Here is a 19,141-nt window from a genome sequence, read left to right on the forward strand (position 1 = left end):
CAAGTCATTTGGCGCCCACCTCCAGTTGGGAAACCTGCACAGGCAAGACTGGCAGGACGACGCTGAAGGTTGCTCCGTAGCCCTCATTATTGGAGGCGGTAAGACGACCCTCATGCGCTTCGATAATGGAGCGCGACACCGCAAGCCCGATGCCCATCCCCTTGTTCTTCGTCGTGACGAATGCGTCAAATATGCTGTCGCCACCCACGATGCCCGAACCGTTGTCGATAACTTCGAGCAGCACGGACTGGTTGTCAAAGGGGCTTGCGGCAATGACAATCCTGGGTACGCGTCCTGTGTTTTCTGCAGCCTCTATTCCATTCGTAATGAGATTAAGAAGGACCTGCTGAATTTGTATCTGGTCGACGAACACCGGAGGCAAGCCATCAGGCAAGTCGAGGTCGATGTCGGCGGTACGCCGGGTTTCGTCTTCGCGGAGCAGCCGTACGGCTTCGAGTACCATGTCTTTCACATTCCTCTCCCGCTTCTTGAAGGTTTGCCGCTTGAACAATGCGCGGATGCTCAGCATTGTCTCGTCAGCGGAACGGGCATCCCGAACGACGCTCTCCACTGAAGCCCTGGCTTCGCTCAAATTTGGCGGAGACGCCGCAAGCCACCGCTTGCAAGCCTGCGCATTGGCGATAACGGACGTGAGAGGCTGATTGAGTTCGTGAGCGATCGACGCCGAAAGCTCCGCGACCGTGGCAATCCGGGTGGCCCGGGCGAGTTCAGCCTGAGCCTGTTTGAGCCGGTCCTCCGCACGCTTCGGTTCGTCAATATCAAGGCAGAGTCCGTACCATTGGACAATGTTGCCGTCGGCGTCTCTCATTGCTTCGGCGGTGTGCTGGTACCACCGGTAAACCCCATCCCGCCGGCGAAGCCGGGCAACGTGGCTGTACGGTTCGCCAGTCTCGACCGAGCGTGTCCACGCTTGAAGCAAGCTGCCCAGGTCGTCAGGGTGAATGGCCCTCTGATAGCTGAGGCCCGCGAGCTGCGAAATACCCAGACCGAGGAAGTCGGAAGTTTTCTGATTGATGTAAATGAGCCTGCCTTGTGGGTCATTGCACCAGAGCATGGCCGGGATGGTCTCGATCAGCTTGCGTAGTTGCAGTTCCCGTTGTTCCAGCGCCGCTTCCGTTTGCTTGAGATCGTTGATGTCTGTACATACGCCGTACCAGTGCAGGATCTGTCCGCTTTTGTCGCGAAACGGTTCGCCACGCGCGAGATACCAGTGCAACTTCCCGTCCGCGCCAATAACCTGGTACGTGTCCTGATAGGACACACCTTCCTGGACAGCTCCCCTCCAGCGCGAGCGGACACGAAGACGGTCAGCTTCCGGGATCAGATTAAGCAACATTTCCCTGTCGAATTCCTGACCGCTCTTACCCATGAACGTCAGCATTTGCGGATTCCATCTGTCGACATCTCCTTGCGGCGTCGCTCTCCAGATCATCGCGGGCAATGCGTCCACCAGCCTTCGCAAATTAAACTCTTCGTTGCGAAGGGCCTCCTGTGCTAACTGCCGTTCGTGGATATCCGTGGACAGTCCATACCAATTCACGATCTCGCCGTTGGCACCCCGCATAGGCGTGCCTTTGCATTGAAACCAGCGATACGTGTTGTCAATTGAGCGGAGCCGAAGAACACAGTCATAAGGTTTTCCACTATCGAGGGAATCTCGCCAGGCTTCGATGGTTGACGCGTAGTCATCCGGGTGCACCAGGTGAAGCCAGCCGTTTGCTATCAAATCATCGAGCCGCAGCCCGGTGTAGTCTTCAGTGCGCTTGTTTACATATTCGAGGCGGCCATGAGAGTCTGTACGCCAGAGCAGGCTGGGAACAGTCTCCGCCAGCCAATTCAGTTGAACTTCACGTTCACGGACGACCTCTTTGGACTTGTAGAGATCGTCAATGTCCATATTCACGGCGTACCACTTATAGACACTTCCGTTATCGTTAAAATAGGGAACGGAACGCGAGTGACGCCACCGATACTCACAGCCGTGGTCCGCCCATCGATAGGTCGTATCGAACGTGCTCTTTTCCTGAACAGAGCGAAGATATCCCGCCTTGATTCTGTCGCGGTCATCGGGGTGAATAAAGTGCAGGAAGCCGAGATTCTGCATGCCCTCAAGCGTGGTTCCCGCTTCGTCAAGAATCTCCTGATTGATGTAGTCGAAATCCTGCTCTGTGCGCGTGGCAAAGCGGCCCGGTAAGCGATCGAGGAGCTCCCTGGCTTCTCTCTCACTTGCCGCTAACGCCTGTTGAGCCTTGATCGTCTCTTCAATTTCTATGCCGATGAGGTACCAGTTGATGACATCCCCGTTTGAGCAGCGTGATGGCTCGGCTAAAAGATGCTGCCAGCGGTATACGCCATCGTGCTGCAGCATCCTCACGGCAAGGACGACCGGTTCACACGCGGCAATGCTCGCGTTCCACTGCTGTCGTGCGGCCTGCACGTCATCGGGATGAATGGACGTCATCCATCCGTCGCCGACTATTTCCTCTAGCGGTCTTCCCAGGTTGGCAACACCCACTTTATTCACGTAGAGGAGCTCGCCGGTGGGTCCACCCACATAGACGCATGCCGGCACGCTATCCACAATGCGCCGATACGTTTCCTCTTCGGCTCGGAGAAAAAATTCCGCGGTCTTCCGGTCGTGTATGTCCCAGCTCACAACGACCCATCGCAGGAGCCGGCCACTGTCGCTTCTGATGGCTTTGACACGGCAGAGGAACCATCGGTAGATGCCGTCCGACCGCCTGAGTCGGAACTCGAGCTCTCCCTCGTCGTTTCCGGACACGAGTGCGTCCCAATAGCGGTCGTTTGCCTGATGGTCATCCGGGTGGATTGCAGCACGGAAAATGTCGTAGCTATGTACTTCTTTTATGCCTGTGTATTCGCACAAGCTAGGACTGAGATATTCGATGGAGCCATTGGGCAGCACAGTCCATGCGTGGCCGGGAAAAAGATTGCTGACGCTTTGAAGCGTCTGGTTTCGTTCGCGGAGTTGCTCTTCCTCGTTTTTTTGTTTGTTGATGTTCCAGTGCATGCCATACACGCGCGAGACTTCGTTGTTCTGGTCACGTTGTGTGTGAAGCACTGCTGCAAACCACTCGTAGTTCCCGGCCCTTGACCTGTAGCGGCATTGGAATTCCTGGGCTTCTCCCGTTTCTTTCGCGCGTTGAAATGCTTGCGCCGGGATCGCTACGTCGTCCGGATGCGTAAGCGTATAAGGCCAGCGCAGTTGTTCAAACGTTTGACCCGAATAGTCCATGACTGATTGACTGACATATTCAAGTTCGCCCTCTACGGTTCGAGACCAGATATTCCGGCTGAGCTGGTCAATCGGCAGGTCGAACGGGTCATCTTTCAATCGGGCCGTCGAGCCTGGCCGCCGGGGGCGCCGGGAAACCAGCTCGGCACATAGCCATGCCGCGGCGATCGCGACGAGCGCGATGGCGCAACGGCTGACAGAGTCAGAGGCCAGAGGAGGGTGACTGGAAGCCAACATGGCTGCGGCGATCCCAAGCGAGGTGAAACCCGCGGAGAGACGTCCAAGGCTGCGGCCGAAAAAGTGCGTGAACAGGACAACCAAAACGAGGCTAAGGCAGCCCGTAATCGGCTCGAGTAATCCTGCCGCTGCTGACGCACCCGCTATGGCGATGCTAAGGGCGGCACCCCTGGATGAGCGCGGTATCAACACGGTAAGCATGTCAACCTCGGAGTTCGTCGGCGCATTGAATAGTGATACTCCGCATTTTCCCGCGAATCGCGGGACTTTCAAGCGCAACGATCCCTTGCTTGCAAATTAAGCGAGAAGTGTCGCCGGTTATTTTGTGTGGTTTGGTGTGGTATTTGCGAGGTCTGATCGCGCACACCGCTGTGGCGCGGATCAATTACGAGGGCAATGGAGACACGTCATACCATTGCGAATGGCTGACTGCATCTGGGAGGATCAAAGCTTTTCGACGATGCAGTTTTGAAGAAGATGGTCCGACTGTCAAGGGTCCAGCTGCCGCAAGACTGACCGCCTGTTTGCGCGCACCGCATCAGGCTCCGCCGCAGGCACCGCCGGTCAGGCCGATGAGGAATAAATAAATGTACAAGGTCATATTGGGCCGCGCCATTACATAATCATGTAATGCAAAACACGGCTGTCTGCGCTTCCGGGCGCCGATTCCGGCAGCTATAATTTTTTGTCGGCGCGACCGCGAGAGAGAAACATTCGGCGAGATTATCGTGGACCGGATGTGCCGGCGTCGGGAGAGGCTTTCAGCGGGTAACGGAGGGAATCAATGCAGTCCGCAAGTGAACTGGTGTATGTGGTCGACGACGACAAACGAGTGCGAGAAGCACTCTCTGCGCTGCTGCGTGCAAATGGAAGAGACGTCCACGCATTCAACTCCGGCAGGGAATTCCTGGACACGCCGCGTCAAGAAGCCATTGCGTGTCTGATCCTGGATTTGAGAATGCCAGGCATGAATGGGCTGGAAGTACAGGAGCTTGTCAGCAGGGACTCACAGATCCCCGTCATTTTCATTACCGGAAGGGGCGATGTGCCGTCCACGGTGCTTGCCATGAAGGGCGGGGCCGTCGACTTCCTCACGAAACCCCTTGATGAAGACGCCTTGATGCGCGCGGTTGATGCGGCACTCGCCCGCGCGCACGTGCTTCGCAAGGAGGCGGAAGATACAGCGGCGCTTCAGGCTCTTTACCAATCGCTGACGCCTCGCGAGCAGGAGCTTTTGCCGTTACTCGCAGGTGGTCTGCTCAACAAGCAGGCGGCGTCGGTACTGGGTATTACCGAATACACCGTGCAGGTACATCGCGGTCACATAATGAGAAAAATGCAAGCGGATTCATTTGCCGGCCTGGTCAGGCTAGCGAGCAAACTGCCGCTGGAAAGATCGTCGACGACGATGTTCGATGCCTGACGCTAACGCTGATTCTTTGTTGTACTCGATGTCCCGGGGAAAAAAATGTCCACGCCTCCGGTTCGAACCGTTGCCGTGATTGATGATGACCGACGCGTGCTGACGTCTCTGGCGAACCTGTTGGCCTCGGGCGGCTATGGAACACGGGCCTACGAATCTGCACTGGATTTTTTTTCAGATGGCCACTCGGGTCTTGTATGCGTGATCACCGACCTGGGAATGCGCCCCATTGACGGCATTCAAGTGCTTGATAGAACGGTCCATTCGGTCGCAGCAACGCCCGTCATCATTATCACAGGCAAGCCGGGCGAGCATACGGAAGACTACTATTTGCAGAGAGGCGCACTAGGTTTCTTCAGGAAGCCTGTCGACGGGGACGCGTTGCTGGACCTGCTTGATAGTATTGCTTGAATAGTATTGCCTGAAGATCCGAAAGCCCGGGAATCTGTCGCGGCGTGATTGATTCATGACATTGATTCCAACCGCAGGAATGACTTTGAAACGACATCTTCCACTCGTCAGAGGCAGATCTCCACAACGTGCAATCGCGATTGTCGTGATTGCCGCGGGTCTCGTGTCAGGGTGCGCAAGTTCGCCATCCATTGGCGTGCTCGGCGCGTACTTTCCGGACTGGCTGTTCTGTATTGTCGGGGGCGTCGCGCTCACGGTCATCATCTATCTGATTCTCAAGCGTCTGCAGGTCGATCATCTGCTCGGACCTTCGGCCGTGGTGTATCCCACGCTTGTCGCTTTCATCGCACTCGCTGTCTGGTTGACGCTGTTCCAACATTGAATCTCTTTCAGGTAGATGAATGGCGACGACAGCCAGCAAAACATCGAAGCGCAAATGGCCGGCCATCATCCTGGTCGTGGTGACGCTATTGCTGCTTGTCTTCGTCATCCGGCTGTGGGACCGCACGCCGCGCACTGACGACGCCTATGTCTACGCGGATACGATCGACGTCGTGCCCGAGGTCAGCGGGCGCATCGTCGAACTGGCCGTGCGTGACAATCAGGCGGTGAAGCAGGGCGATCTGCTGTTCCGCATTGATCCGCGTCCGTATCAGGATGCGCTCGCGCGAGGCGGGGCATCGCTCGTTGCGCTCGACCGCCAGATCGAACTGACGCAGCGCTCGGTCAATGCGCAGCAGTACAACGCGCAGTCCGTGCGCGCGGCCGTCGAGCGTGCGCGAGCAGCAGCCGGCCAGGCATCCGATACGCTGCACCGCATGGAGCCGCTTTTGTCGCACGGTTATGTGTCGGCGGAAGACGTCGATCGTGCGCGCACCGCACAACGCTCCACCCAGGCCGAACTCAGCGCCGCGCAACTGCAGGCGCAACAGGCGGCAGCGGCGGTGAGCGGTGTCGATGCGCTGGTCGCGCAACGTGCCGTCGTCATGGCGGAGATCGCGACCGCCGAACTGAACCTGGAGTATGCAACCGTGCGTGCTCCCTTCGACGGACGCATCGTGTCGTTGAAGACATCGACGGGGCAGTTCGCATCGGCGCTCAAACCTGTCTTCACGTTGATCGACACGCGCCATTGGTATGTGGTCGCGAACTTTCGCGAGACGGAACTCAAGGGTGTTCGTGCGGGCACCCCCGCCACGGTGTACCTGATGAGCGATACAGGCCAGCGGTTCCAGGGCGCGGTCGATTCAATCAGCTATGGCGTCTCGCCCGATGAAGGCGGCCTTGCGTTGCCCGGCGGCTTGCCGCGCATTCAACGCACGCTTAACTGGGTTCATGTGGCGCAGCGCTTCCCCGTGAAGATCCGGGTCGATCATCCAAACCCGGAGCTGTTTCGTGTCGGTACGTCGGCGGTGGCGGTGCTGGAACCCGGGCGCGGCAACGACGGCGAGCGCCATTGAGGAGCGCCCATGGCCGCATCTGATTACCTTCCCGACGCACTGCGCGACGCCGGCGATTTCCTGAAGCGCGAGCTTGCGCCTTTCCCTGGGCGTTTCAACGTGATGTTGCGTTGCATGCTGACGAGCGCCATTGTGATCGTCGCGTCGATGGCGCTCGAAGTGCCGGAGCTCGCGCTGTCGCTGCTGGTCGTGTTCTACGTCACGCAGTCGAACGTGGTGCTCACGCGGCTGGTCGGCTTGATGTTCATCGTCGGATCGACGTTTGCAATCGGTCTGTCAATCTTGCTGCTGAAGTTCACGTTCGACTATCCGTTGCTGCGTATCGTGATCGCCAGTCTGCTGTTCTTCGGCAGCGTGTACCTGCTTCGGGTTCTCAAGATTGGCGTCGTGTTCTTCATCGTCGCGATCGTCGTGATCTACGTGCAGAGCTTCGTCGACCAGACCGATCAGGCCGACCTGCTGATTCGCGCGGTGTTGTGGGTCTGGGTTGCCGTCAACTATCCGATCGCGCTGACGCTCGTGGTCAACACGTTGCTGTTGCCTGCCGAACCGCAATTGCAACTCAAGGCGGAAATCCATCGGCAACTCGCGGTACTGGACATGCGCCTGACGCAACTGATCGACGGCAGCACGAGCGCCGCGCCGATTACGCTTGCGGCCGTCCAGCAAGGCGCACTCACGCTGCAGAAGCTATTGCGATTCACGACGATGCGTGACGCCCACTTCCGCGAGCATCAGGCGGCGCAGCTTGCGTGCATCGCGACCGTGTCGCGTCTTTATCGCGGAGTGAGTGAATTGCAGCCTGCGTGGCCGGGCGCGACGGGAGCGCGGCTGGCGATGTTGCGTGAGTTGCACGCGAACGTGCGGGCGCTCGACGAAGCGGTGATATCGGGTGAGCCGTATCGTTACGTGAGCACGGCGACACCTGAAGAACGCAATGCAGCCGATACGATTCCTGCCGCAGGCGAATTGCAGCGAGCGCTGCATGCATACGCGGACGTCGTCGCAAGCGGTGAGGAACCCGGCAAGCCGCCCGCGAGCGAGCCGATGATCGCACCCGACGCATGGACCAATCCCGCGTACATGCGCTTTTCGCTGAAGACACTGCTCGCTGTTCTCGTCTGCTACGTGTTCTACAACGCCGCGGACTGGCAGGGCGTTCATACGGTCATGCTGACCTGCCTGATCGTCGCGCTGCCGAGCCTGGGGGCATCGACGCAGCGCGCGTTGCTGCGGCTGAGTGGAGCCGCTGTGGGCAGCGCGCTGGCGCTGTTCATGGTGGTGTTCATCGTTCCGCATTTCGACGACATTGTCAGTTTGCTACTGATGACGTTGCCTGTTGTCGCACTCGGGGCGTGGATAGCGGCGGGTTCGGAGCGGATCGGTTATGCCGGCCTCCAGGTGATGTTCACCTTCTCGCTCGCGGTGCTCGGAGAGTTCGGCCCATCAGCAAACCTTACTGAGATCCGCGACCGGATGGTGGGTATCCTGCTGGGCGTCTGCGTGGCGACCTTCGTGCAGATGTCGTTCTGGCGCGAAGGCGAGGGCGACGTGCTGCGGCAAAAACTCGCCACCCTGTTGCGCGCCATTGCCGCACAGTTGCTTTCTCCACAGGCGGGCGTCGACCAGCGGGACGAGATGCCGTATGTGCAGCGGCAACTGCAGGCGTGGGCCGTGTTGGCTGATTGCGAGGCAACCCTGTCGCGCGTCGCGCTCGAGCCCGACTGGCAGGAAGTGGAGCAGGCCCAACTGACATTGCGCGCGCAAACCATCCTCGCGCAGGGGCGCGAGATCATGCTTGCCGGCGATGCGTTGCGCAACACGCTCGCGGCGCAAGCGGGATCGTCGAGCCCGCGAACGGTCGATGCAGTGCGCTCGACGCAGGAACAAGCGTCAGCCGAACTCAACCGGTACGCGGATGAACTTGCATCCAACCCGCCCGCGGCCAGTGCGCCGCGACGCATCGGGATCGCTGCGCAAGCTGCTGATCCGGTCCCGCCATTCGATGCGTCGCTTATTGCCTCAGCAGAAGAACTGTCGCGGCAGCTCGCGGGGTTGCCGGACTGGGACGTCGAGGCACGCGTCGAGGCACCCTCACCAAAGGCCATACGCACATGAACGCGCGATGGGGTGGTCGCGACTGGAAATGGCGTCGATGCCTCTTATGCATCGCGTGGACATCATCCGTGCTGTCGGGTTGCGCGCTGATCCACCATAACGGCACGCCTTATGCGGAGATCGCGCCCGAGCAAATCAATCTCGCCGACGACATCCATCTCGCGCGCGACGGCTGGCCCGCCGCGCGCTGGTGGACGCGCTATGGCGACGCGCAGCTCGACGCGCTGATCGATCAGGCGCTTGCCAATGCGCCAACGATGGTCATTGCGCGCACGCGCGTCGCGCAGGCGAAGTCTGATGTCGAGCTTGCCCGAGCGGGATCGAACCTTCAGGTGGCCGCGCTGGCGTCGCTGGATCGCGAGCACATCTCGGCGAACGGTTTTCTCGGGCCGTTCGCGAAGGACGAACCAGCTGCGGGGCTGACGGGTCCGTGGTACACCGAAGGCATCGTCGGGCTCGGCGCAAGCCTGGACGTCGACATCTGGGGCAAGCAGCGCGCGCAGATTGCCGCGTCGCTGGGCGTGAGCAATGCGCGGCTTGCCGAGACGTCCGCGGTTGAACTCGAAATCTCGACGGATGTCGCGCAGCTTTACTACGGTATCCAGACGAATTACCAGCTCATCGATCTGCTGAACGAATTGCATGAGGTAGCGGCGTTTGCGGTGCAAGCACACCAAGCACGCGCGGCGCGTGGACTCGAAGCCCGCACCTTGCTGGAAGAAGCCCGGGCGCAACAACTGGCCATCGAACAACAGATTGTGTCGGCACAAGTACAGATAAAGCAGTATCGCGAATCAATGCGAGCGCTGGTCGGCGCCGGTCCCAGCGGCTTGCCGGCGATCGAGGCCGTGGCGCTGCCGCCCTCGCAGGCGGCCTTGCCCGCGACGCTTTCATACGAACTGCTCGCACGGCGCCCCGATCTGCAAGCAATGCGATGGGTTGTAGAGTCGTCGTTCGACAAAATCGACGCGGCGAAGGCGGCGTTCTATCCGAGCTTCGACATCAAGGCGTTCTTCGGCTTCGACGCATTGCACCTCGCAGACCTCTTCACGCATGCAAGCCAGCAGATCAACCTGATCCCGGGCCTGTACTTGCCGATCTTCGATGGCGGCAGGCTCAATGCGAACCTGAACGGCGCGCGGGAGGGCAGCAACCTGCTGATCGAGCGGTACAACGAGGCCGTCCTGAACGCGGTACGCGATGTCGCGCAGACGGGCAGCCGTCTGCAAGCTCTGGATGCTCAGACCGGGTTGCAGAAGCAACGGATCGAATCAATTGCGTTCACGAGGGACAGCACTGAAGCCTCTTATCAACGCGGACTGACGAGCCGGCTCGCAGCGCTCGAAGCGCGCCAGCCCGTGATCGCGGAACAGGTTGCTTTGCTCACGCTCAACGCCCAGACGCTCAGCCAGGAGATCGCGTTGACGAAGGCGCTCGGCGGTGGCTATCGCGCCGATCCGCCCGTCGAACTGAAACCGCGGTGAACGGCATCGTGCGTTAGAACTGCGGCGCCACGCCGTCCTTTTCGACGAACAGCACGTGCGCGTCATAAACGCCACTGGCGCCAGGTGTCACCACGAGGAACACCTTTTTCCCGCTATCAGATCCGTTCTGCTCGCCGGAGCCGGTGTCACGACGGGCACGTTTTCCGGCACCGTCACCGTGCTGCTGCCGGCTTTGAATGACACGATATCGCCACGAATTCGTTCGGGTTTGACGTCAGGCGTTTGCGCAAAAGACACGCTCGAAAACGCAACGGCAGCAAACAAAACACCTAGTTTGTAATGAATCGACACGAGTTGCTCCATCACGTTGACTCGACGTCTGAACGCGGTGCTCGGTAAAACGCCCGTCGAGTACATTCAGGATCTGCGGATCGAGCGCGCCGTCCATCTGCTCAAGACAAGCAAGCTGACCGTTGATCGCATCGCCGAGCAGGTTGGGTATGCAGACGGCCACACTTTGCGAACATTGCTGCGGCGGCGCATCGGGAAGGGCGTACGTGAGTTGCGGGCGTCGTGAATTCCTGCGCTGGTAAAGCGTTGACAACTAGACATCATGACGTCATGATGTCTGTATGAATGCGAATCCTGACAGTCAACTTCCCCTTTATGCGCAGGTAGAAGCCGCGCTTGTGGCCAGTATTGCCGACGGGACTTATCCTCCGGGAACGCAACTGCCAAACGAAGCCGCCTTGCTGTCGGCGTTCGGCATAAGCCGGACAACCCTTCAGAAGACCGTGCAGAATCTGATCAGCCGGGGATTGATTGAAATCCGCCGCGGCAAGGGCACGTTCGTTTCACAACCACGCCTTACGCAAGAGCTCACTGAGCTGAGCGGTTTTGTCGAGGATATGCGCGAACATGGCCGCCATCCCACCGCGCGTTTGTTGACGAAGAAAATTGAAAAGGCGAGTGATCTTGTCGCTCGCAAGCTCTCGCTTGAGCCGGGTGCGCCAGTGGTCCATATTCAGCGCATACGCATTGCCGACGGGACACCGTTATCGTTCGATGAAACCTGGTTGCCGAAGGAGATCGGCGAGAAGATCATCGAGAACGACCTGGAGGTCGAACCAATCTTTGCGTTGCTCGAGCAGAAGTACGACACGCCACTCCTTGCGGCGGAGTACAGACTTGAAGCTGTCTTGGCAAACAAGATTGTCGCGCAAGCACTTGAGATCAAGGCGGGCAGCGCGATTTTCCTGATTGAACGCACGTCGTACGGCGAGCAGGGCGCACCCGTTGACTATGAAAAGTTGTACTACCGCGGTGACCAGATCCAGTTCGTCACGCACCTCAGGCGGCGCAAGCCGCACGGCCGGTAGGGTGAGGAACTTCCATGGATAGCGGTCATGTACTCTGGCTGTTTACGATGTCGCTTGGGGCTAGTGCACTAGGCGGAATGCTGGGCATGGCGAGCGGCATTTTCATCGTGCCCATCCTGACCGTGTTCGGCCACATCGACATTCATGTTGCAATTGGCGCGAGCATCGTCTCGGTAATCGCCTGTTCCTGCAGCGGCGCCGCTCCCTTTCTTCACGGTCGATTGACCAATATCCGGCTTGCTGTTGTTTTGGAGACCGCAACAACTCTAGGTGCATTGTCCGGAGTGCTGATGAGCGGTCTCATTCCAGTACCCGTGCTCTATTTCATTTTTGCCGTGATCCTGATGCTGTCAGCACAGCAAATGCTTGCAAGGCGTTCCGATCCTGTTGTTGCACCCGCTACCGCGAGCGCCATTGCGTGGAGTGCTTCGTTGCGTCTGGATTCCCGGTATCCGGATCACACGCTCGGACGCGAGATCGAATATCACGTGCATCGCGTCGGCCTTGGCATGTCCTTGATGTACGGCGCCGGATTGATTTCGGCGTTACTTGGCATCGGTAGCGGCGTCCTCAAGATCCCTGCAATGGATATGGCGTTGCGCCTGCCGATCAAGGTTTCCTCCGCGACGTCCAATTTCATGATCGGCGTGACAGCGGCGGCCAGCGCCGGCGCCTACTTCCTGCGCGGCGAAATCGTGACCGCGATTGCCGCACCCGTGGCGCTGGGTTCTGTCGTGGGCGCGGTGCTTGGTGCTCGCGTTTTGATGCGGATATCGAGTGACAAACTGCGCGTGCTTTTCGTCGTGGTGCTCGCGATCCTTGCAGTGCAGATGCTTCTCGAAGCACTGGGTATTCGCCTCTTCGGAGCGTCGGCATGAGACGCACGGCATCGCGTGCACCAGGGCTCGATCGGTGGTTGGCCTGGCTTCTGCAATATGGCACGTGGGTGGCCGCAAGTACGGTTGCGGCAGGACTCGCGCTGGCGTTGCTGGGTTCATGGGCTCGCAACGGGTCCCCGGCAACGGCAGTTGTCGCCACCCGTATCATGACTACGGGAATCGCATTTTTCATCCTCCTGCCGGTCATGCGTTTGATATTGATGCTGGGCGTTTTCCTGCATCAACGTGATTATCGTTTCAGCGCGATCGCCGCGCTGGTACTGATGATCGTGATCGCCGGATCGATGATCGGCGCAATGTGAGCGGCCGCATGCGTGGCTGTGCGACAGCACGGTAAATTCGTGCCGGCAGAAGGTGATTGCTCAGGCGTAAGGCGTGCCAGCCATTGCCGCTTTCAGCCCGATGGTTCCCTTATCAACAATAGCGAGGAAGGCGGCTTTCGCTTCCTTTGTATCCTGCCTTTGTCGAAAGGTCCGATGCGCCTGGATGAGGGCCACCGTCCACGTCGCCAGGAGCAGATCGGCCGCGAGATGGGCATCGGGATCGGCAGGTTCTCGCCCTACACATTCGCATAGCGCCAACCCTACTACTTGAGCGAACTCGTCACGGACCGCCCGGGCCCGCGCCTTGAGCGTTTCGCTGCCTTCGATTGTCTCTACGAAGCCTTGGCTCGCAGCAGTGAATCTCACGAAAGGGCTTTGTTCCGCAATCAGCCGATGAGCGAGCAGACGCAACGTTTCGATAGGAGCGACGCGGGGATCTCGCTGCCGCAAAGCTTCGCGCAGCAGCTCGCGACCCTCTTCGTCGCGATCAAAGAACATGTCCTCCTTGCGGGGAAAGTGATTGAACACCGTCATGCGTCCGACGTCGGCGGCTGCCGCAATCTCGTCCACCGTCACCTGATCGAAGCCCCGCTCCAGGAAGAGGCGCGTGGCGGCAATGGAGATGCTTTCTCGCGTAGCGAGGCGTTTGCGGGATCGACGGTCGGATGGCGTTGACATGTCGCCATTTTACAGCATAATTAGTGTACTGAGTACATATTGGGATGCAGTATATGAAAAAACACGTTGATGTTGTCATCGTGGGCGCCGGGCCGGTCGGGCTCCTGAGCGCCATCGAATTGACGCTGGGCGGCGCACGCGTCCTCGTCCTGGAGCGTCTGGCCGTCGCGAGCATGGCCATGAAGGCAATGTCGGTCGGCCCTCTTGCATGTGAAGCGTTACGGCGTCGCGGGATGACCGCGGCCATCGCCACTGAAGAGGCGCACAGCTTCGCGGCGATGGCGCGATTCACAGCGCAGACCGGAGCGGACCTGCGTGGCCGAGCGTCGAAGTTCAGCGGCCATTTCGCTGGCCTGCTGATCCGAAAGGACGCACAAAAAGAGTCGGAACGACGCGCCTATGCCGTGGGCCAGCATGGCCTCGAAGCCATGCTGGCGGAGCGCGCGCACGCGCTCGGAATCGAGGTGCGCCGCGAGCGCGACGTCACACGCTTCGAGCAGCAGGTGGACGGCGTCGACGTGGAGTGGGCATCGCCGACAGGCGAAGGCCATATCCGCTGCTCCTACCTCGTGGGTTGCGACGGGGGACGCAGCCTCATCCGCAAGATGGCTGGCTTTGATTTCCCCGGCACGGCTCCAACGTCGACGTTCTACCAGGTCATCGCGGAGATCGACCATCCCGAGCGCCTGTTGCCCATTGGCTGGCGTCGCACATCGGATGGTGTGTTCTCCTACGGGCCTGTCCCCGGTCGATTGTTCATGCTGGACTTTAGCGGCCCGCCTGAAGATCGGCAGGCTCCGGTGACACTGGAGGAGATCGAAGCCGTTCTACGCCGCATCAGCGGCGTGGACGTGCGCGTGAAAGCGCTGACAAGCGGCAGCCGATGGGCCGACAACACGCGGCTTGTCGATACCTACCGCCAGGGCCGCGTGCTGCTTGCCGGTGACGCGGCGCATGTTCATTCGCCGTTCGGTGGTCAGGGCCTGAGCCTCGGGCTCGTGGACGCCGCCAACCTCGGCTGGAAGCTCGCCGCGGTCATTCGTGGCGAGATGCCCGAAAGCCTGCTCGACACCTATACGGCCGAGCGGCGGCCCGTGGCCGTTGCCGTTCTGGCGAACACGCTTGCGCAGGCGGCAATCTTACGGCCCGATCCACAATCCGGTGCGATGCGGGAACTGGTCGCGAACCTCATGCAACTCGACGACGTCAATCAGCTCATCAGTGAGATCATGCGCGGCCTCTCCACCCGTTACGATCTCGGCTCGGAACGGGACGCCGTCGGACGGCTGACTGGCGACAGGCCGATCAACCACGGCAATGCCGAGGTCTCCCTCTACGATCTCATGCAGGATGGCATGGGCGTTCTTCTCGACGCATCAACCGGTGCGAAGGCTTCCGGGATCGTTGCGGTCGGCACGCAGAGAGTATGTTGCGTCGCCGTTGATGCAGGCCCGTCAATGCTGATCCGTCCCGACGCCTGCATTGCTTGGACCGGTGAGGAGAACAGCACAGACGGATTGGAGGACGCGCTCCGTCGCTGGTTCATACCAGCACGTGATGACGGGTCCATGGTTCGATCCGGACAGTGATCATTTCTGCCTTATCGGCCTTATCGGCCTTATCGGCCTTATCTGCCTTATCTGCCTTATCTGCCTTATGCCGCATCACTCGCAGTCGATTAAAACGTCGGCAAGAACAAGCAGTGCATTTGCCAACCAGGCCTGTACCAATCAGCGTAGGGCATGACGCATGCTTGACTGATGGGAACAATTGAATTGCGACGGGCCATGCTGATTTCGCGTCTCAACTCGTCCAGAATAGAATCCACGCCCGATCAGGACTGAAACGTCTGGGCAGTTCTCGAAGAATTCACCGCCTGTTTTGTACCGCGTTCTCCAGCCTCGGGTGCTCTGCAATCGGCCACCGCTTCGGCAAGCATTTGCAAATCCGGCTACGCTGTAGGCGGCTGTTGCCCTCGTGTCGAACCGGTGACGAAACAGACAATCATCATCAGGAAAGCAATGAAACAACCGATCAGAATCGATTTTGTCTCCGACATAGCGTGCCCGTGGTGTGCTGTCGGTCTATCCTCGCTGCAACTTGCCCTGTCACGGCTTGGCGATGCCGTCGATGCCGAGTTAGTCATGCATCCCTTCGAACTGAATCCGCAGATGGGTGAGGAGGGTGAAGACCTTGTCGAACATATCAGCAAGAAATACGGGCGCACTCCGCAACAGGTGGCCCAAGCGCAGGAGGATCTCCGGCAGCGCGGCGCGGCTGTTGGTTTCACCTTCGGCACGCGTAGCCGGATCTATAGAACCTTCGACGCGCACCGCCTGATGCATTGGGCCGGTATCAAGGGCAAACAGGTACAGCTTAAAGAGGCGCTGCTGCAGGCTTATCATGGCGAGGGCAAGGCCACGAGCAACCATGACATTCTGGTTGAAGCGGCGCAATCTGTGGGGCTTGACGGTGCTGAGGCGCGCTCCGTTCTGCAAGGAGGCGACTATGCCAATGAGGTCCGTGCAGAAGAAGAGAAATATCAGGCAATGGGTATCCAGTCAGTGCCGTCGATCATCTTCAATGACCGCTACCTGCTGACTGGCGCACAACCGGTCGAAGCGTTCGAGAAAGCCATTCGACAGATTCTGTCTGAAGCGTAATCACACCACGGTGAGCGGCTGCGAGAAGCAGTCGTTCACTGGCGCGTTCGGCAACCGAACCGACTCACCGACGGTCGAGTATTCACCCAACAACATTGATAGGTGAACGGCCGTTGGAGCAATCGACTCCCGTAAAAAGGGACCTGCCTGCACGCCTCCCGCCAATTTGTTACTGTCGCTTCAAGATACCAATGCCCCAAAACGATTCCCCAAAATACCAGGAGCTTTGAGCATGACCGATTCCGCTGACTACGTGCCGCCGAAAGTTTGGACCTGGAACAAATCCGACAATGGCCGCTTCGCGAACATCAACCGGCCGATATCCGGGCCGACCCATGACAAGGATCTGCCAGTCGGTCGCCATCCTCTCCAGCTCTACTCACTGGCGACACCGAACGGCGTGAAGGTCACGACGATGCTGGAAGAATTGTTGGCTCGCGGTCACAGCGGCGCGGAATACGATGCCTGGCTGATCAGGATTGGCGACGGTGAGCAGTTCGGTAGCGGCTTCGTGCAAGCGAATCCCAACTCCAAGATCCCCGCGCTGTTCGATCACAGCGGCCCGAAGCCAATCCGGGTGTTCGAGTCCGGCGCGATTCTGCTTTATCTTGCCGAAAAATTTGGCGCGTTCCTGCCGACGGAAGCGAGCGCTCGCGCCGAATGCCTGTCATGGCTGTTCTGGCAGATGGGCAGCGCACCGTATCTGGGCGGAGGCTTCGGCCATTTTTATGCCTACGCACCGACGAAGATCGAATATGCCATCGACCGTTTCGCGATGGAAACGAAGCGTCAGCTCGATGTGCTCGACAAGCAGCTCGCCGGCAACGAATATATAGCTGGCAGCGAGTACACGATAGCCGACATGGCGATCTGGCCTTGGTATGGTGGCTTGGTAAAGGGCTGGATATACGAGGCGGCCGAGTTCCTGGCCGTACAGGACTACAAACATGTTCAGCGCTGGGCTGATGCGATCGGGGAACGCCCGGCCGTGCGCCGTGGGCGGATGGTCAACCGTGTTTTTGGCGAGCTTTCCAGTCAACTGCACGAGCGCCATGATGCCTCTGACTTCGAAACCAGGACACAGGACAAGCTGACCACCCAGCCGGAGTGAGGCAAGACGGCTCCGCTGCACAATTGCAAAGCGGAGCCGTTCAGAACTTTTACGCGGCTACTCGCAACAAAAACAAAAGCCTAAAGCAGCATGCCGATAGCGAGACGATTAAACGCGTTCATCAGCGCGATGGCGATTGTCAGATCCGAGATTTCCGCATCGGAGAAGAGTGCCTTCAGCGGGGCGTAGCGTTCCTCCGGAGCGCCTTGTTGGTCGACGTGCGTCAACGTCTCGGCCCATGCCAGCGCGGCGCGTTCCCGTGCGTCGAACAGCGCGCTGACACGCCAACCCGCGAGTTGGTCGAGTTTGCGTACGGCAATACCGGAATCACGGAGCGTCGACGAATGTTTGTCGAGACAGAACGCGCAACCGTTGATTTGCGAAATGCGCAGATAGATCAATTCGATCATGGGCAGACCGAGGCTACTGTCGGAAAGTGCCTTGCTTGTCGCCAGGAGACCCTGGTAAGCGGCAGGAGATAGTGTCGTAAATGGAAGGCGAAGTTGGCTCATGGTCAGGCTCTGAAGTAGTTGAAGAGGGCGATAAAAAAGCGAAACAAGGTGAAAAATTCATGCCGACGGCACAAACACGGTCGACTCCAGTTCGACTCCGGCGAAGAGTGGCGTTTGCGATAACTGCTGGCGGGCGCTGGAGATTGCGGCGTTCACCGCCTCTTCACCTCCGACCATCCCCTGCAGATAGATGAAGTGACTGTTAGTAATCCCGATTGTCCGTAGTGCAACTCTCAAGTAGTCGGACAAGAAATCAGGTTGTCGCGCTTGCGGCCCTTGATGAATTCCGCCAGAACTCACGATGATGTAGGTTGGGCGATCGGCTAGCAGGCCGACTTTACCTTCGGGACCCGCCGAAAAAGAGCGTCCAATCCGTAGCACATGATCGATCCACAACTTCAGCGTCGCGGGCACGGTGAAGTTATGCATGGGCGTGGCGATCAGCAGGTGGCGGCTGCACTCCAGTTCGTCGATCAACTGCTCCGATTGCCGAAAGGCTGGGTCATCGAAGGGAGTGCGTTTTGTCAGCGCTGCCCCGTATGCAGCACTCAGCGGTGGCAGTGGATCCGCCGCGAGGTCGCGTCGATTCACGCTCATTCCCGGATGCCTTTCGCCAAGCGTTTTGAGCAGCGCGTCGGCAAAACGGTATGCATGTGAAGCTTGTTGATTCGGGCTCGCGCTCAAGAATAAGAAGTCGTTCATGTCGCGTCCCGTTGTAGTTGCTGAAGTTGCTGTGGTTGCTGTAGCGGCTGGACAAAATGCATGCCGCGCGCCAACAAGCCCTGACGGAAGTAAAAGCGCTGCGCCAATGCCATATGAAGGCCGGTATCCAGGACAAAATGCTGACATCCCAGGCGCGTCGCTTCGTTGCGCACTGTCGTGATCAGGAATGCGCCGAGACCCTGCTGGCGCTCGCCCGTGTCGATGACCAGGTCGTCGACATAGACGAAGCGGCCATACACCGTGTTTTCCATGGCGCGGTAACCGATCAGTCCCGCGATTCGCTCACCCATATAGGCGGCAAGCAGCCGATACCCTTGCGCATACTGACGCGCGATCTGTTCGGCGAACGCGGCCTCGTCGGTCAGGTGAGGGCGCAGTTCGCGCATCAGCGCGAAGCCTGCCCGCTGCAGCATAGGGGTGTCCAATTCCTGAAGTTTCATGGTTGGTGCCATCGCTGTACCTCTTTGTTTGTCATCGTTGAG

General features: G+C 59.1%; 17 protein-coding genes and 2 pseudogenes. 13 read left to right on the forward strand and 6 right to left on the reverse strand.

Going from position 1 to position 19,141, the window contains the following annotated elements; all coding sequences use genetic code 11:
* Positions 1–4 precede the first annotated feature (4 nt).
* Positions 5–3,715, reverse strand: a complete 3,711-nt coding sequence (locus tag JWR14_RS15145; protein WP_299708074.1) for a PAS domain-containing protein — start codon at positions 3,713–3,715, stop codon at positions 5–7.
* Between the two features lie 610 nt (positions 3,716–4,325).
* Here JWR14_RS15145 and JWR14_RS15150 point away from each other — a divergent pair.
* From JWR14_RS15150 to JWR14_RS15175, 6 genes are all read left to right on the forward strand, one after another.
* A complete protein-coding gene (locus JWR14_RS15150) occupies positions 4,326–4,937 on the forward strand; it encodes a response regulator (protein ID WP_299708076.1) in 612 nt (203 codons plus the stop codon).
* Between the two features lie 45 nt (positions 4,938–4,982).
* Complete coding sequence (locus JWR14_RS15155; protein WP_299708078.1) at positions 4,983–5,348, forward strand: response regulator; 366 nt, start codon at positions 4,983–4,985, stop codon at positions 5,346–5,348.
* Positions 5,349–5,433: 85 nt separating this feature from the next.
* The gene (locus JWR14_RS15160) at positions 5,434–5,730 is read left to right on the forward strand and encodes a YtcA family lipoprotein (RefSeq protein WP_299708080.1); all 297 of its coding nucleotides are present in this window, start codon (positions 5,434–5,436) and stop codon (positions 5,728–5,730) included.
* Between the two features lie 19 nt (positions 5,731–5,749).
* Positions 5,750–6,808 carry a multidrug transporter subunit MdtN gene (gene mdtN, locus JWR14_RS15165; protein ID WP_299708082.1) on the forward strand — a complete coding sequence of 353 codons (1,059 nt, stop codon included), beginning with the start codon at positions 5,750–5,752 and terminating at the stop codon, positions 6,806–6,808.
* Positions 6,809–6,817: 9 nt separating this feature from the next.
* Positions 6,818–8,926 (forward strand): FUSC family protein, encoded by a 2,109-nt coding sequence (locus tag JWR14_RS15170; RefSeq protein WP_299708084.1) that lies wholly within the window; start codon positions 6,818–6,820, stop codon positions 8,924–8,926.
* Entirely contained in the window at positions 8,923–10,410 is a 1,488-nt protein-coding gene (locus JWR14_RS15175; RefSeq protein ID WP_299708086.1) for an MdtP family multidrug efflux transporter outer membrane subunit, read from the forward strand. Before JWR14_RS15170 ends, JWR14_RS15175 begins: the two co-directional genes overlap by 4 nt.
* Before the next feature lie 13 nt (positions 10,411–10,423).
* On the opposite strand, the pseudogene JWR14_RS15180 reads toward JWR14_RS15175, so the two are convergent.
* A pseudogene (locus JWR14_RS15180) lies at positions 10,424–10,722 on the reverse strand (hypothetical protein).
* Positions 10,723–10,735: 13 nt separating this feature from the next.
* On the opposite strand from JWR14_RS15180, the pseudogene JWR14_RS15185 reads away from it, so the two are divergent.
* The 4 genes and pseudogenes from JWR14_RS15185 to JWR14_RS15200 form a co-directional block, all read left to right on the forward strand.
* Positions 10,736–10,948, forward strand: a pseudogene (locus JWR14_RS15185) (helix-turn-helix domain-containing protein); the annotation flags it as partial.
* Positions 10,949–11,003: 55 nt separating this feature from the next.
* On the forward strand, positions 11,004–11,750 hold the full coding sequence (locus JWR14_RS15190) for a GntR family transcriptional regulator (protein WP_299708088.1): 747 nt from the start codon (positions 11,004–11,006) through the stop codon (positions 11,748–11,750).
* A gap of 14 nt (positions 11,751–11,764) precedes the next feature.
* Entirely contained in the window at positions 11,765–12,628 is an 864-nt protein-coding gene (locus JWR14_RS15195; RefSeq protein ID WP_299708090.1) for a sulfite exporter TauE/SafE family protein, read from the forward strand.
* Entirely contained in the window at positions 12,625–12,951 is a 327-nt protein-coding gene (locus JWR14_RS15200; RefSeq protein ID WP_299708092.1) for a DUF1634 domain-containing protein, read from the forward strand. Before JWR14_RS15195 ends, JWR14_RS15200 begins: the two co-directional genes overlap by 4 nt.
* Before the next feature lie 60 nt (positions 12,952–13,011).
* On the opposite strand, the gene JWR14_RS15205 is transcribed toward JWR14_RS15200, so the two are convergent.
* Positions 13,012–13,650, reverse strand: coding sequence for a TetR/AcrR family transcriptional regulator (locus tag JWR14_RS15205; RefSeq protein ID WP_299708094.1), 639 nt, complete (start codon positions 13,648–13,650; stop codon positions 13,012–13,014).
* 53 nt (positions 13,651–13,703) lie between these two features.
* Here JWR14_RS15205 and JWR14_RS15210 point away from each other — a divergent pair, with 53 nt between their 5' ends.
* The 3 genes from JWR14_RS15210 to yghU all read left to right on the forward strand — a co-directional run bounded on the left by JWR14_RS15210 (position 13,704) and on the right by yghU (position 17,424).
* A complete protein-coding gene (locus JWR14_RS15210; protein ID WP_299708096.1) occupies positions 13,704–15,239 on the forward strand; it encodes an FAD-dependent oxidoreductase in 1,536 nt (511 codons plus the stop codon).
* Positions 15,240–15,671: 432 nt separating this feature from the next.
* The gene (locus JWR14_RS15215) at positions 15,672–16,313 is read left to right on the forward strand and encodes a DsbA family oxidoreductase (protein WP_299708098.1); all 642 of its coding nucleotides are present in this window, start codon (positions 15,672–15,674) and stop codon (positions 16,311–16,313) included.
* 232 nt (positions 16,314–16,545) lie between these two features.
* Positions 16,546–17,424 (forward strand): glutathione-dependent disulfide-bond oxidoreductase, encoded by an 879-nt coding sequence (gene yghU, locus JWR14_RS15220; protein ID WP_299708100.1) that lies wholly within the window; start codon positions 16,546–16,548, stop codon positions 17,422–17,424.
* 80 nt (positions 17,425–17,504) lie between these two features.
* Here the strand turns inward: yghU and JWR14_RS15225 are convergent, their stop codons facing one another.
* The 3 genes from JWR14_RS15225 to JWR14_RS15235 are packed head-to-tail and all read right to left on the reverse strand — an operon-like array spanning position 17,505 to position 19,111.
* Positions 17,505–17,936 carry a carboxymuconolactone decarboxylase family protein gene (locus JWR14_RS15225; RefSeq protein ID WP_299708102.1) on the reverse strand — a complete coding sequence of 144 codons (432 nt, stop codon included), beginning with the start codon at positions 17,934–17,936 and terminating at the stop codon, positions 17,505–17,507.
* 57 nt (positions 17,937–17,993) lie between these two features.
* Positions 17,994–18,638 carry an NAD(P)H-dependent oxidoreductase gene (locus tag JWR14_RS15230; protein WP_299708104.1) on the reverse strand — a complete coding sequence of 215 codons (645 nt, stop codon included), beginning with the start codon at positions 18,636–18,638 and terminating at the stop codon, positions 17,994–17,996.
* Entirely contained in the window at positions 18,635–19,111 is a 477-nt protein-coding gene (locus tag JWR14_RS15235) for a GNAT family N-acetyltransferase (RefSeq protein WP_299708189.1), read from the reverse strand. The genes JWR14_RS15230 and JWR14_RS15235 overlap by 4 nt, the downstream gene beginning before the upstream one ends.
* Positions 19,112–19,141: the final 30 nt, after the last annotated feature.

The organism is Caballeronia sp. (genome assembly GCF_028292365.1).
In the GTDB taxonomy this organism is placed as follows: Bacteria; Pseudomonadota; Gammaproteobacteria; order Burkholderiales; family Burkholderiaceae; genus Caballeronia.